Genomic DNA, 13,858 nt, shown 5'->3' with positions numbered 1-13,858 from the left:
AGGCTGCAGCAACCACGATAACTGGGAGTAGCGTGCCCGGAGTCGATCTGGTAAGTTCGCCCGCTTGCAGTCGCAGGGCCGGGTTACCGGCGATGGACCAGAACCTGCGCAATGGATTAGAGAAAGTGAGAGGCGGCCATTCATGCCCACCAAAGCAAAGCAACAGAGCAGCCAACTGATCCGTGGTTTCGAGCCTTACCAGGAAACCAAGGGTGAGGAGTACATGAGCGACCGCATGCGCGCTCACTTCACCAGCATCCTCAACAAGTGGAAGCTCGAACTGATGGAGGAAGTGGATCGTACCGTGCACCACATGCAGGACGAAGCCGCCAACTTCCCCGACCCGGCCGACCGCGCCAGCCAGGAAGAAGAGTTCAGCCTGGAACTGCGTGCACGCGATCGCGAGCGCAAGCTGATCAAGAAGATCGACGAGACCCTGCAACTGATCGAAGACAACGACTACGGCTGGTGCGACTCCTGCGGCGTCGAGATCGGTATCCGTCGTCTCGAGGCACGCCCCACCGCCACGCTCTGCATCGACTGCAAGACGCTGGCGGAGATCAAGGAAAAGCAACTCGGTTCCTGATCCCAGAACGGGGCGCTACGGCGCCCCGTTTCGTTTCTGCAGGCCCGCACTCCAATGAGTTCTTCTCCCACCTACATCGGCCGCTTCGCCCCGACGCCCAGCGGCTTTCTGCATTTCGGCTCCCTCGTCGCCGCCCTCGCCTCCTACCTCGATGCCCGCTCGGTCGGTGGCCGCTGGCTGCTGCGCATGGAGGACCTCGACCCGCCGCGCGAGGTACCCGGCGCCCAGGACGCGATCCTGCGCACCCTGGAAACCTACGGCTTCGAGTGGGACGGCGAATGCCTGCGCCAGAGCGATCGCCACGATGCCTACGCCCAGGTGCTCGACCGCCTCTTCGACCAGGGCCTGGCCTACGCCTGCACCTGTTCGCGCAAGCAGCTCGAAGGCCACCAGGGGGTCTACCCCGGTTTCTGCCGCAATGCGCTGCACCCCCGGCATGACGCCGCGATACGCCTGCGCGTGCCGGAGCTGATCTACGGTTTCACCGACCGCGTGCAGGGCGAGTTCCGCCAGCACCTGGGGCGCGAGGTGGGCGACTTCGTCATCCGCCGTCGCGACGGTCTCTACGCCTACCAGCTGGCCGTGGTGCTGGATGACGCCTGGCAAGGCATGACCGATGTGGTGCGCGGCGCCGACCTGCTCGACTCCACGCCGCGCCAGCTCTACCTGCAGGAACTGCTGGGACTGCCGCAACCGCGCTACCTGCACGTGCCGCTGATCATCCAGCCTGACGGGCACAAGCTGGGCAAGTCCTATCGTTCCCCGCCGCTGCCAGCCGACCAGGCCGGCCCGCTGCTCGACCGCGCCCTGCGTGCACTCGGCCAGCGCCCACCGGCGCAACTCGCCGACGCCACCCCGCGCGTGGTGCTCGACTGGGGCATCGCCAACTGGGACGCCACGCGCATCCCCGGCAGCCGCACACTGGCCGAAGCGCAGCTGCGCTAGGGGCCATCTCTCCCCTCGCACCCGCACCGGTCATTCGCTACCATCGCCGCACTCCCGATGCGAGATGCGGCATGTATATCTACCGACTGGTTCTGCTCCTGGTGGTGGGGATCTATCTGTTTTCCCCGGCCATCATGGACTGGTGGATCGACCCCAATGGGGCCTGGTACCGCCCCTACCTGCTCTGGCTGATCCTGATCGTGGTCACTTTCATCCTCCAGAGCCAACGCGATGCTGACGAGCTTTAGCCTGAGCCAGCTGATCCTCATCAGCGCGGCTTACCTGTTCACCCTGTTCGGCGTCGCCTGGCTCAGCGATCGCGGCTTCGTGCCTCGGCGCATCGTCCGCCACCCGCTGACCTACACCCTGTCGCTGGGTGTCTACGCCAGCGCCTGGGCCTTCTATGGCACGGTCGGGCTGGCCTACCAGTACGGCTACGGCTTCCTCGCCAGCTACCTGGGCATTTCCGGCGCCTTCCTCCTCGCACCGGTGCTGCTCTACCCCATCCTGCGCATCACCCGCACCTACCAGCTGTCCTCGCTGGCGGACCTCTTCGCCTTCCGCTTCCGCAGCACCTGGGCCGGCTCGCTGACCACGCTGTTCATGCTCGTGGGCGTGCTGCCGCTGCTGGCGCTGCAGATCCAGGCGGTGGCGGACTCCATCGGCATCCTCACCCGCGAGCCGGTGCACGACCGCGTTGCCCTGGGCTTCTGCGCACTGATCACGCTGTTCACCATCCTCTTCGGCGCGCGCCACATCGCCACCCGGGAAAAGCACGAGGGCCTGGTGTTCGCCATCGCCTTCGAGTCGCTGGTCAAGCTCACCGCCCTGGGGGGCATCGGCCTCTATGCGCTCTATGGCGTGTTCGGCGGCCCCCATGAGCTGGAGCTGTGGCTGCTGCAGAACCAGGCGGCGCTCTCCACCCTGCACACCCCGCTGCAGGAAGGACCGTGGCGCACGCTGCTGCTGGTGTTCTTCGCCTCGGCCATCGTGATGCCGCACATGTACCACATGACCTTCACCGAGAACCTCAACCCCCGCGCCATGGTCAGCGCCAGCTGGGGCCTGCCGCTGTTCCTGCTGCTGATGAGCCTGGCGGTGCCGCTGATCCTCTGGGCCGGCCTCAAGCTCGGCGCCACCACCAACCCGGAATACTTCACCCTGGGCCTGGGCATCGCCGTGAACAGCGACGCCCTGGCCCTGCTCGCCTATGTCGGCGGGCTGTCGGCGGCCAGCGGCCTGATCATCGTGCTGACCCTGGCGCTGTCGGGCATGGCGCTGAACCACCTAGTGCTGCCGCTGTACCAGCCACCGTCGGAAGGCAACATCTACCGCTGGCTGAAATGGACGCGCCGGGCGCTGATCGTCGCCATCATCATGGCCGGCTACGGCTTCTATCTATTGCTGGGTGCCGAGCAGGATCTTTCCAACCTGGGCATCGTCGCCTTCGTCGCCACCCTGCAGTTCCTTCCCGGCGCGCTGTCGGTCCTCTACTGGCCGACCGCCAACAGCCGCGGCTTCATCGCCGGCCTGCTGGCGGGCATCGGCGTCTGGCTGTTCAGCATGCTGCTGCCGCTGGTGGGCAACCTGCAGGGCATCTACCTGCCGCTGTTCAACGCCATCTACGTGCTCGACGACACCAGCTGGCACATCGCGGCGATCGCCTCCCTGGCGGCCAACGTGCTGGTCTTCACCCTGGTCTCGCTGTTCACCGACGCCAGCGCCGAGGAACGCGGCGCCGCCGAAGCCTGCGCGGTGGACAACGTGCGCCGCCCGCAGCGCCGCGAGCTGGTGGCCGGCTCGCCCCAGGAGTTCTCCGCGCAACTGGCCAAGCCGCTGGGTGCGAAGACCGCACAGAAGGAAGTGGAGCAGGCCCTGCGCGACCTGCACCTGCCCTTCGACGAGCGCCGCCCCTATGCGCTGCGCCGCCTGCGTGACCGCATCGAGGCCAACCTCTCGGGGCTGATGGGGCCGAGCGTGGCCCAGGACATGGTCGAGACCTTCCTGCCCTACAAGTCCGGCAGCGAGAGCTACGTCACCGAGGACATCCACTTCATCGAGAGCCGCCTGGAGGACTACCACTCGCGCCTCACGGGCCTGGCCGCCGAGCTGGACGCCCTGCGCCGCTACCACCGCCAGACGCTGCAGGAACTGCCGATGGGCGTGTGCTCGCTGGCCAAGGACCAGGAGATCCTCATGTGGAACCGGGCGATGGAGGAGCTCACCGAGATCCCCGCCCAGCGCGTGGTGGGCTCGCGCCTCTCGGCCATCAGCGAACCCTGGAAGGGGCTGCTGGAAAGCTTCATCAACCTGCCCGACGAACACCTGCACAAGCAGCGTCTGCAACTGGAAGGCCAGGCACGCTCGCTGAACCTGCACAAGGCCGCCATCGACGAGCCCCTCGCCCCGGGTAACACCGGCCTGGTACTGCTGGTGGAAGACGTTACCGACACCCAGTTGCTGGAAGACAAGCTGGTGCATTCCGAGCGCCTGGCCTCCATCGGCCGCCTCGCCGCCGGTGTCGCCCACGAGATCGGCAACCCCATCACCGGCATCGCCTGCCTGGCGCAGAACCTGCGCGAGGAGCGCGAGGGCGACGGCGAGCTGACCGAGATCAGCAGCCAGATCCTGGAGCAGACCAAGCGCGTGTCGCGCATCGTCCAGTCGCTGATGAGCTTCGCCCACGCCGGCGGCCGCCAGCAGGCCACCGAACCCGTGTGCCTGGCCGACGTGACCCAGGACGCCATCGGCCTCCTGTCCCTGAACAAGCGCAGCGTCGACGTGGAGTTCTTCAACCTCTGCGATCCGGAGCACGTCGCCGAGGGCGATCCGCAACGCCTCGCCCAGGTACTGATCAACCTGCTTTCCAACGCCCGGGATGCATCACCGCCCGGCAGCGCGATACGCGTGCGGAGCGAAATCTCCGATCACGCGGTCGACCTTGTGGTGGAGGACGAAGGAAGCGGGATTCCCAAGGCGATCATGGACCGCCTGTTCGAACCCTTCTTCACCACCAAGGACCCGGGCAAGGGGACCGGCCTGGGCCTCGCGCTGGTCTATTCGATCGTGGAAGAGCATTATGGTCACATCACCATCGAAAGCCCGGCCGACCCCGAGCAACAGCGCGGCACCCGAATCCGGGTGACGTTGCCGCGATTTGTCGAAGCGACGTCCGCTGTGATCTGAGACCGTCGAGAGAGCTGAATTTAATGCCACATATTCTCATCGTCGAAGACGAAACCATTATCCGTTCTGCCTTGCGCCGCCTGCTTGAACGCAACCAGTACCAGGTCAGCGAAGCTGGCTCCGTCCAGGAAGCCCAGGAGCGCTACAGCATCCCCGGCTTCGACCTGATCGTCAGCGACCTGCGCCTGCCCGGCGCCCCGGGCACCGAGCTGATCAAGCTCGCCCAGGGCACCCCGGTCCTGATCATGACCAGCTACGCCAGCCTGCGCTCGGCGGTCGACTCGATGAAGATGGGCGCGGTGGACTACATCGCCAAGCCCTTCGACCACGACGAGATGCTCCAGGCCGTGGCGCGCATCCTCAAGGAGCGCCAGGAAGGCAAGGGCGCCCCGGCCGAACGCAGCGGCAACTCGCGCGGCACCGAAAAGGCCGCATCGGGTGGTGCTGCCGCCGACGGCGAAATCGGCATCATCGGTTCCTGCGCCTCGATGCAGGAGCTCTACAGCAAGATCCGCAAGGTCTCGCCCACCGACTCCACCGTGCTGATCCAGGGCGAATCCGGCACCGGCAAGGAGCTGGTCGCCCGCGCCCTGCACAATCTCTCCCGCCGCGCCAAGGCCCCGCTGATCTCGGTCAACTGCGCCGCGATCCCGGAAACCCTCATCGAATCCGAGCTCTTCGGCCACGAGAAAGGTGCGTTCACCGGCGCCAGCGCCGGGCGTGCCGGCCTGGTCGAGGCGGCCGATGGCGGCACCCTGTTCCTCGACGAGATCGGCGAACTGCCGCTCGAAGCCCAGGCGCGCCTGCTGCGCGTGCTGCAGGAAGGCGAGATACGCCGTGTCGGTTCCGTGCAGTCGCAGAAGGTCGATGTACGCCTGATCGCCGCGACCCACCGCGACCTGAAAACCCTGGCCAAGACCGGCCAGTTCCGTGAAGACCTCTACTACCGTCTCCACGTGATTTCCCTGAAGCTGCCCGCCCTGCGCGAGCGCGGCAACGACGTGATCGAAATCGCCCGTGCCTTCCTCGCCCGCCAGTGCACCCGCATGGGACGTGAGGACCTGCGCTTCGCCCACGACGCCGAACAGGCCATCCGCCATTACCCCTGGCCGGGTAACGTGCGCGAACTGGAGAACGCCATCGAGCGTGCGGTGATCCTCTGCGAAAGCCCGGATATCTCGGCCGACCTGCTGGGCATCGACATCGAGCTGGATGACCTGGACGAGGAGGACTTCCTCGACACCCCGGTCCAGACGGCCAGCAACAGCCACGAGCCCACGGAAGACCTGTCACTGGAGGACTACTTCCAGCACTTCGTGCTCGAGCACCAGGATCACATGACCGAAACCGAGCTTGCCCGAAAACTGGGCATCAGCCGCAAGTGCCTGTGGGAGCGCCGCCAGCGCCTCGGAATCCCGCGCCGCAAGTCGGGGGCCGCGACCTCCTGAGGCGCGAGGCCGGTGACAGAGCGGTGCGGACGGAGTTCCCCGCTTTGTTACCGCGTTAATCTCTCGTAACAAAAGCCGGGTCTTAAGGTAACGAAAGCCCGGCTTTTTTGTACCCGCCCGCCAACCCCGAATCACCGCAAACCCTTGATTTACAAGGAATCACAAAAGTTGGCACGGCATCTGCTTTATCTCTGGCACAACAACAATAACAAACGTGTAACCCCACAATAAGAACAAGACGTACCGACTCCAGCACAACAAAAACAAAACCGCGGAGGCGCAGCTAACTGATTCTTTTGGAGAGGAGTTGCCTTTGGGGCTCGCCCCACGACCAGGCTGAGAACAATAAAACTGTCATGAGACAGCGCCTGAACTGGTTGGATCACGGAATGATCATGGCACCGTCAGCGTCCAAAGCAATCCGTTTGCTATTGACCCTCGATTCGAGGGCATTTCCAGAGGCCACGAACCTGCTGGAACGGGTCGAACAACAAAAACACCAAGCCCGACACAACAATAAAAACAAAGCACGCACCAATTTGGGGGGGAGCTTCGGCTCCCCCAGTAGCTTTGACACACCCCCGCCGCTTCCTTCACCATCTCCCGACCCAGTGCTAGAATCCGCGTCCATCGTGCGGTCTTGTCCAATTCTGGCCGTCCATTCCGCAAAACAGTGCATCCCATGCTGAAGAAGCTGATCCAGTCTTTTCGCTCTCCCCTGCGCCGCTCCCAGCATCCCCGCAGCACACCCGAAGTATTGAGCAATCGCCAGCACTCGCTGGAACGTGCGGATATCAGCCGCAATGCCGTCAATGTGGTCGAGCGCCTGCAGAAGGCCGGCTACCAGGCCTACCTGGTCGGTGGCTGCGTGCGTGACCTGCTGCTGAACCTGGAGCCCAAGGACTTCGACGTGGCCACCAGCGCCACGCCCGAACAGGTCCGCGCCGAATTCCGCAACGCCCGGGTCATCGGCCGTCGCTTCAAGCTGGTCCACGTGCATTTCGGCCGCGAGATCATCGAGACCGCGACCTTCCGTGCCAATCACCCCCAGGGTGCCGACGAGGAAGACAGCAACCAGTCCTCGCGCAACGAGAGCGGCCGCATCCTGCGGGACAACGTCTACGGCAACCAGGAAGAAGACGCGCAGCGCCGCGACTTCACCATGAACGCCCTCTACTACGACCCGGTCACCGAGCGCATCCTCGACTACGCCCACGGCGTGCACGACATCCGCAACCGCCTGATCCGCCTGATCGGCGACCCCGAGCAGCGCTACCTCGAAGACCCGGTGCGCATGCTTCGCGCCGTGCGCTTCGCCGCCAAGCTCGACTTCGAGATCGAGAAACACAGCGCCGCCCCCATCCGCCGCCTGGCGCCGATGCTGCGCGACATCCCGTCTGCCCGCCTGTTCGACGAGATCCTCAAGCTGTTCCTCGGAGGCAAGGCCGAGCGCACCTTCGAGCTGCTGCTGGAATACGACCTGTTCGCCCCGCTGTTCCCGGCCGCTGCGGCGTCCCTGGAACGCGACCCGGAATACGCCGGCGCCCTGATCCGCCAGGCCCTGGCCAACACCGACGAGCGCATCCGCCTGGGCAAGCCGGTCACCCCCGCCTTCCTCTTCGCCGCGCTGCTCTGGCCGGCCCTGCCCATCCGTGCGGCCCTGCTGCAGGAAAAGGGCATGCCGCCGATCCCGGCCATCCAGGAAGCGGCCCACGGGCTGATCCTCGAGCAGTGCCAGCGCACCGCCATTCCCAAGCGCTTCACCATCCCGATCCGCGAGATCTGGGACATGCAGGAACGCCTGCCGCGCCGCAGCGGCAAGCGCGCCGACCTGCTGCTGGAGAACCCGCGCTTCCGCGCCGGCTACGACTTCCTCCTGCTGCGCGAAAGCGCGGGCGAGGAAACCGACGGCCTGGGCGACTGGTGGACCGACTACCAGGACGCCAGCGACAGCGAGCGCCGCGCCATGATCCGCGACCTCAGCGGCAAGGACGATGGCGGCGGTGCACCGCGCAAGCGTCGTCGTGGCGGCAGCCGTCGCAAGCGCGGCCCGCGTGAAGGTTCGGCTCCCGCCAGCGAGTGATGATGGAACGTATCTATATAGGGCTCGGCAGCAACCTCGCCGAGCCTGCCGCGCAACTGGCCAGCGCCCTGCAGGCCATGGCCGCGCTGCCTCGCACCCGCCTGGCTGCCGTCTCCTCGCTCTATGCGAGCGACCCGCTCGGCCCGCCCGGGCAACCCCGCTACGCCAACGCCGTGGCCGCCCTGGACTCCGAACTCGCGCCCCTGGAACTGCTCGACGGCCTGCAGGCGATCGAACTCGCCCAGGGCCGTGTGCGCAAGGACGAGCGCTGGGGCCCACGCACCCTCGACCTGGACATCCTGCTGTTCGGCGAGCACGCGATCGACCTGCCGCGCCTGCAGGTCCCGCACTACCACATGCACGCCCGCGCCTTCGTCCTCTATCCCCTCGCGGAGATAGCCGGAGACCACCTCAGGCTGCCGGACGGCCGTGCCCTGCGGGCCCTTCTCGATGCCTGTCCCTTCGAGGGGCTGGAGGTCACGGGGGCCCTTCCGGGCATGGCGGTAACGCCGTAACAGATCGGTAACACCTGCAATTGACACCATGCCCCACCATCGGGACTATAAGCGTCCCGTTGCCCCGTGCCGGTGCAGAATCGGTACCGATGAGGACGTTTTCATGCCTGATGTGACCCTGACCACCCTTCAAGAGCTGAAGCAGAAAGGCGAGAAGATCGCCATGCTCACAGCCTATGACGCCACCTTCGCCCAGGCCGCGAGCCAGGCAGGTGCCGATGTCCTGCTGGTGGGCGACTCCCTTGGCATGGTCCTGCAAGGCCATGACAGCACCCTGCCGGTGAGCGTCGCCGACATGGCGTACCACACCGCCGCCGTGAAGCGCGGCAACCAGGGCGCGCTGATCATCGCCGACCTGCCGTTCATGGCCTACGCCACCCTGGAACAGACCTTCGCCAACAGCGCCGCCCTGATGCAGGCCGGCGCCCACATGGTGAAGCTGGAAGGCGCCGCCTGGCTGGCCGAGCCCATCCGCCTGCTGGCAGAACGCGGCATCCCGGTATGCGCGCACCTGGGCCTCACCCCGCAAGCGGTGAACATCCTCGGTGGCTACAAGGTGCAGGGCCGCCAGGAAGCCCAGGCCCGCCAGCTGCGCGCCGACGCCATGGCCCTGGAGCAGGCCGGCGCCGCCATGCTGCTGCTCGAATGCGTCCCCAGCGAACTCGCCGCCGAGATCACCCAGTCGGTGAAGATCCCGGTCATCGGCATCGGTGCCGGCAGCGCCACCGATGGCCAGGTGCTGGTCATGCACGACATGCTCGGCCTGTCCCTCACCGGTCGCGCGCCCAAGTTCGTGAAGAACTTCATGGAAGGCCAGGCCAGCATCCAGGCCGCCATGGCCGCCTACGTTAAGGCCGTCAAGGACGTCACCTTCCCTGCCGCCGAACACGGATTCTCCGCATGATCACCGTCAAGACCGTTCGCGAGCTGCGCGCCGCCGTGGCTCGCGCTCGCGGCGAAGGCAAGCGCATCGGCCTGGTGCCGACCATGGGCAACCTCCACGCCGGCCACGCCGCGCTGGTGGAGAAAGCCGCACAGCGCGCCGACTTCGTCGTCACCAGCATCTTCGTCAACCCGCTGCAGTTCGGCCCCAGCGAAGACCTGGCCAAGTACCCCCGCACCCTGCAGGCCGACCAGGAGAAACTGGTCGCTGCCGGCTGCCACCTGCTGTTCCACCCGGACGTCGAGGAGATGTACCCCGACGGCATGGCCGACCAGACCCGTGTCAGCGTGCCCCTGGTCTCCGAAGGGCTCTGCGGCGCCAGCCGTCCGGGTCACTTCGAAGGCGTCGCCACCGTGGTCAGCAAGCTGTTCAACATGGTCCAGCCGGACCTCGCCCTGTTCGGCGAGAAGGACTTCCAGCAACTCGCGGTGATCCGCAAGCTGGTCCGCGACCTCAACCTGCCGATCCAGGTCATGGGTGAAGCCACGGTCCGTGCCGAGGACGGCCTGGCCCTCTCCTCGCGCAACGGCTACCTGGACGAACAACAACGCGCCGCAGCGCCGGCCCTGTACCGCACCCTCAAGCAACTGGCCGACTCCGTGAACGCCGGTCGCGACGACTTCGCCACCCTGGAAGCCCAGGGCCGCGACGCGCTCGAGAAGGCCGGTTTCCGCCCCGACTACCTGGAAGTCCGAGAGGCCACCAGCCTGCGCCCGGCGCGCCCCGGCGACCAGGACCTGGTGATCCTGGCCGCGGCCTACATGGGCAGCACCCGGCTGATCGACAACCTCGCCTTCACCCTCCACGGAAAGGCCTGAAACCCTCGCCCGGCAAGGCTTGCCCGCCCCTCGGGGTTCGGGCAAACTCTGCCGCCGCCAGCGCCCAGACAAGGAAAACGCCATGCACGCCATCATGCTCAAGGCCAAACTGCACCGCGCCGAAGTCACCCACGCGGTGCTCGACTACGAAGGCTCCTGCGCCATCGACGGTGAATGGCTGGACCTCGCCGGCATCCGCGAGTACGAACAGATCCAGATCTACAACGTCGACAACGGCGAGCGCTTCACCACCTACGCCATCCGTGGCGAAAACGGCTCGCGCATGATCTCGGTCAACGGCGCCGCCGCGCACAAGGCCAAAGTAGGCGACCGGGTCATCATCTGCGCCTACGCCCACTACAGCGAAGCCGAGCTGGCCAACTTCAAGCCGCGCATGCTCTACATGGCACCCGGCAACGAGCTGAGCCACACCAGCAACGCCATACCGGTCCAGGTCGCCTGAACCCTGACCCGCTAGACTGAAAGCCCGGAACACTCCGGGCTTTTTCGTGTTCATAACCAAGTTGATTGCTTGAAGGCACGCCATGAACCACCACCTCAATCCCCTCGACGTCACCCAACTGCCCAGCTGGGGCGCGCTGTCCGCGCACCGCGAGGAGCTGGCCGGCTTCAAGATGCGCCAGGCCTTCCAGGAAGACGGCGAGCGCTTCAAGCGCTTCACCCTCAGCGCCTGCGGCCTGCTGCTGGACTTCTCCAAGAACCTGATCCGCGAAGACACCCTGGCCCTGCTGGTGAAGCTGGCCGAGGAAGCCCAGCTCGGCGAAGCCATCAAGGCCATGTTCCAGGGCGAGGTGATCAACGCCTCCGAGCGTCGCCCCGTGCTGCACACCGCGCTGCGCCGTCCCATCGGCGACAAGGTGCGGGTGGACGGCAAGGACGTCATGCCCGAGGTGCACCGCGTGTTGCACCAGATGACCGAGCTGGTGGGCTACGTGCACAACGGACTGTGGCGTGGCTACACCGAGAAACCCATCACCGACGTGGTCAACATCGGCATCGGCGGCTCCTTCCTCGGTCCGCAGCTGGTTTCCGAAGCGCTGCTGCCCTTCGCCCAGAAAGGCGTGCGCTGCCACTACCTGGCCAACATCGACGGCAGCGAATTCCGCGAGCTGGCCTGCAAGCTCAACGCCGAGACCACGTTGTTCATCGTCTCCAGCAAATCCTTCGGCACCCTGGAAACCCTGAAGAACGCCCAGGCCGCCCGCGCCTGGTACCTGGCCCAGGGCGGCAGCGAGGAAGAGCTCTATCGCCACTTCATCGCCGTTTCCAGCAACAAGGAAGCGGCCATGGCCTTCGGCATCCGCGAGGAAAACATCTTCCCGATGTGGGACTGGGTGGGCGGCCGCTACTCGCTGTGGTCGGCCATCGGCCTGCCGATCGCCATGTCCATCGGCATCTCCAACTTCAAGGAGCTGCTGTCCGGCGCCTACAGCATGGACCAGCACTTCCAGACCGCGTCCTTCGAGCGCAACATCCCGGTGATCCTGGCCCTGCTGGGCGTCTGGTACGGCGACTTCTGGGGCGCCCGCAGCCACGCGATCCTGCCCTACGACTACTACCTGCGTAACTTCACCGACCACCTGCAGCAGCTGGACATGGAATCCAACGGCAAGACCGTGCGCCAGGACGGCAGCCCGATCACCGCCGGTACCGGCCCGGTGATCTGGGGCGGCGTCGGCTGCAACGGCCAGCACGCCTACCACCAGTTGCTGCACCAGGGCAGCCACCTGATCCCCGCGGACTTCATCGTCCCGGTCTCCAGCTACAACCCGGTCGCCGACCACCACCAGTGGCTGTTCGCCAACTGCCTGTCGCAGAGCCAGGCGATGATGCTCGGCAAGTCCCGCGAGGAAGCCGAGAACGAGCTGCGCGCCAAGGGCCTGGACGAAGCCGAGGTGCAGCGCCTGGCACCGCACAAGGTGATCCCCGGCAACCGCCCCAGCAACACCCTGGTGATGGAACGCATCAGCCCCCGTCGCCTGGGCGCACTGATCGCCATGTACGAACACAAGGTCTACGTGCAGAGCGTGCTCTGGGGCATCAACGCCTTCGACCAGTGGGGCGTGGAACTGGGCAAGGAACTGGGCAAGGGCGTCTACTCGCGCATCGTCGGCAGCGAGGAAACCCCGGCCGAAGACGGCTCCACCCAGGGCCTGATCGACTTCTTCCGCGGCCGTCACCGCGGCTGAGGCCGTCGCCGCACCCGGCCCCGGGTGCGGCGCCTTCCCTCCTCGCCGCTAGCGGCAGAAGCGCTGGCGGTACTCGCTCGGCGTCACTCCCAATCCCTGCACGAACGCCCTCCTGAGGTTGTATTCGTTGATGAAGCCGGTGCGCTGCGCCGTGCGCTTGAGCGATGCCGCCCCGTCCTCCAGCAACCGGCAGGCCGCCTCCAGGCGCATCTGGAACAACAGGCGCGCCGGGCCGACCCCCAACTCCTCCTTGCAGTGCCGGTGCAGGGTGCGTGACGAGACCGCGACGGCCGCCGCCATCGCCTCGATATCCAGGTCCTCCTGCAGGTGCTCGCGCAACCACGCCGAAAGCCGCTCCACCAGCCCACCCGGAGGGGCCTGCTGGGCCAGCAACTCGGCGCTGAACTGACGCTGCCCGCCCGGCCGTCGCAGGTACACCACCAACCCTCGGGCCACCTGCAGGGACACCTCGCGCCCCAGGTCCTCCTCCACCAGGCTCAGGCACAGGTCGATGCCCGCCGTGACACCCGCCGAGCTGTAGAAGGCACCGTCGCGCACGAACAGCGCGTCCTCCAGTACCCGCGTTCGCGGTAGCAAGCGCTGCAACAGCGACGCATAGCGCCAGTGGGTGACCACCTGGCGCCCCTCCAGCAGCCCGGCGCGGGCAAGCAGGAAGGCACCGGTGCACACCGAGCAGCAGCGCCGCGCCACACCGGCTACCGCCACCAGCCAGGCGGCGAGCGCGGCCGAGCCCATCGTCCGCTGCACGCCATGGCCGCCGGCCACCAGCAGGGTGCAGCCCACCAGCTCGTCCACGGGTGGCAGCGCCTCTGCCTGCAGCTGCAAGCCGGTGGAGGAGCTCACCAGGCCCGGCTCCAGCGCCACGGTACGCAGGCGGTAGGGCCGCATCGCGCCCGCCGGCAACTGCTCGCCCGCAGCCGCGAAGACCTCGGCGGGGCCGGTGGCATCGAGCAGTTGGAAATCGGTGAAGACCAGCAGCACCACGAGATGCGGCGCCGGTTCGTCGGCAATGGGCATGGGCACCTCGCGGGCCATCGCAGCGCTGAGAAGAATTGGCGGATTTTCATCCATGCCTGTCATTCGCGCCAGAGACGGGTGCCTCA

The 13,858-nt window shown here is 66.4% G+C and carries 12 protein-coding genes; 11 read left to right on the top strand and 1 reads right to left on the bottom strand.

What is annotated here, in order from left to right:
- The first annotated feature begins 142 nt into the window (after positions 1 to 142).
- The 11 genes from dksA (at position 143) to pgi (ending at position 12,734) form a co-directional block, all read left to right on the top strand.
- Positions 143 to 586 carry an RNA polymerase-binding protein DksA gene (dksA, locus tag WFQ67_RS28945; protein ID WP_173179178.1) on the top strand — a complete coding sequence of 148 codons (444 nt, stop codon included), beginning with the start codon at positions 143 to 145 and terminating at the stop codon, positions 584 to 586.
- 54 nt (positions 587 to 640) lie between these two features.
- Entirely contained in the window at positions 641 to 1,531 is an 891-nt protein-coding gene (gene gluQRS / locus WFQ67_RS28940; RefSeq protein WP_337058893.1) for a tRNA glutamyl-Q(34) synthetase GluQRS, read from the top strand.
- Positions 1,532 to 1,602: 71 nt separating this feature from the next.
- A complete protein-coding gene (locus tag WFQ67_RS28935) occupies positions 1,603 to 1,779 on the top strand; it encodes a hypothetical protein (RefSeq protein ID WP_003095129.1) in 177 nt (58 codons plus the stop codon).
- Positions 1,763 to 4,717 carry a sensor histidine kinase gene (locus WFQ67_RS28930; RefSeq protein WP_111260141.1) on the top strand — a complete coding sequence of 985 codons (2,955 nt, stop codon included), beginning with the start codon at positions 1,763 to 1,765 and terminating at the stop codon, positions 4,715 to 4,717. Before WFQ67_RS28935 ends, WFQ67_RS28930 begins: the two co-directional genes overlap by 17 nt.
- Before the next feature lie 23 nt (positions 4,718 to 4,740).
- A complete protein-coding gene (locus tag WFQ67_RS28925; RefSeq protein ID WP_337058892.1) occupies positions 4,741 to 6,165 on the top strand; it encodes a sigma-54-dependent transcriptional regulator in 1,425 nt (474 codons plus the stop codon).
- 682 nt (positions 6,166 to 6,847) lie between these two features.
- The gene (locus WFQ67_RS28920) at positions 6,848 to 8,248 is read left to right on the top strand and encodes a polynucleotide adenylyltransferase PcnB (RefSeq protein WP_263151257.1); all 1,401 of its coding nucleotides are present in this window, start codon (positions 6,848 to 6,850) and stop codon (positions 8,246 to 8,248) included.
- A gap of 2 nt (positions 8,249 to 8,250) precedes the next feature.
- Positions 8,251 to 8,763 carry a 2-amino-4-hydroxy-6-hydroxymethyldihydropteridine diphosphokinase gene (gene folK, locus WFQ67_RS28915; RefSeq protein ID WP_213626327.1) on the top strand — a complete coding sequence of 171 codons (513 nt, stop codon included), beginning with the start codon at positions 8,251 to 8,253 and terminating at the stop codon, positions 8,761 to 8,763.
- Positions 8,764 to 8,866: 103 nt separating this feature from the next.
- Positions 8,867 to 9,667, top strand: a complete 801-nt coding sequence (gene panB, locus WFQ67_RS28910) for a 3-methyl-2-oxobutanoate hydroxymethyltransferase (RefSeq protein ID WP_173179166.1) — start codon at positions 8,867 to 8,869, stop codon at positions 9,665 to 9,667.
- A complete protein-coding gene (gene panC / locus WFQ67_RS28905; protein ID WP_337058891.1) occupies positions 9,664 to 10,524 on the top strand; it encodes a pantoate--beta-alanine ligase in 861 nt (286 codons plus the stop codon). Before panB ends, panC begins: the two co-directional genes overlap by 4 nt.
- Positions 10,525 to 10,606: 82 nt before the next feature.
- Positions 10,607 to 10,987, top strand: coding sequence for an aspartate 1-decarboxylase (panD, locus tag WFQ67_RS28900; protein WP_003457244.1), 381 nt, complete (start codon positions 10,607 to 10,609; stop codon positions 10,985 to 10,987).
- A gap of 82 nt (positions 10,988 to 11,069) precedes the next feature.
- Entirely contained in the window at positions 11,070 to 12,734 is a 1,665-nt protein-coding gene (pgi, locus tag WFQ67_RS28895) for a glucose-6-phosphate isomerase (RefSeq protein WP_111260147.1), read from the top strand.
- A 48-nt stretch (positions 12,735 to 12,782) separates the two neighbouring features.
- Here the strand turns inward: pgi and WFQ67_RS28890 are convergent, their stop codons facing one another.
- Entirely contained in the window at positions 12,783 to 13,772 is a 990-nt protein-coding gene (locus WFQ67_RS28890) for a GlxA family transcriptional regulator (protein ID WP_337058890.1), read from the bottom strand.
- Positions 13,773 to 13,858 lie beyond the last annotated feature (86 nt).

Source organism: Pseudomonas sp. USHLN015, from assembly GCF_037153275.1.
GTDB classification, from domain to species: domain Bacteria; phylum Pseudomonadota; class Gammaproteobacteria; order Pseudomonadales; family Pseudomonadaceae; genus Metapseudomonas; species Metapseudomonas tohonis.
The sequence above is the reverse complement of the archived record's forward strand: the minus strand, read 5'-3'. Positions and strand labels throughout refer to the sequence as shown.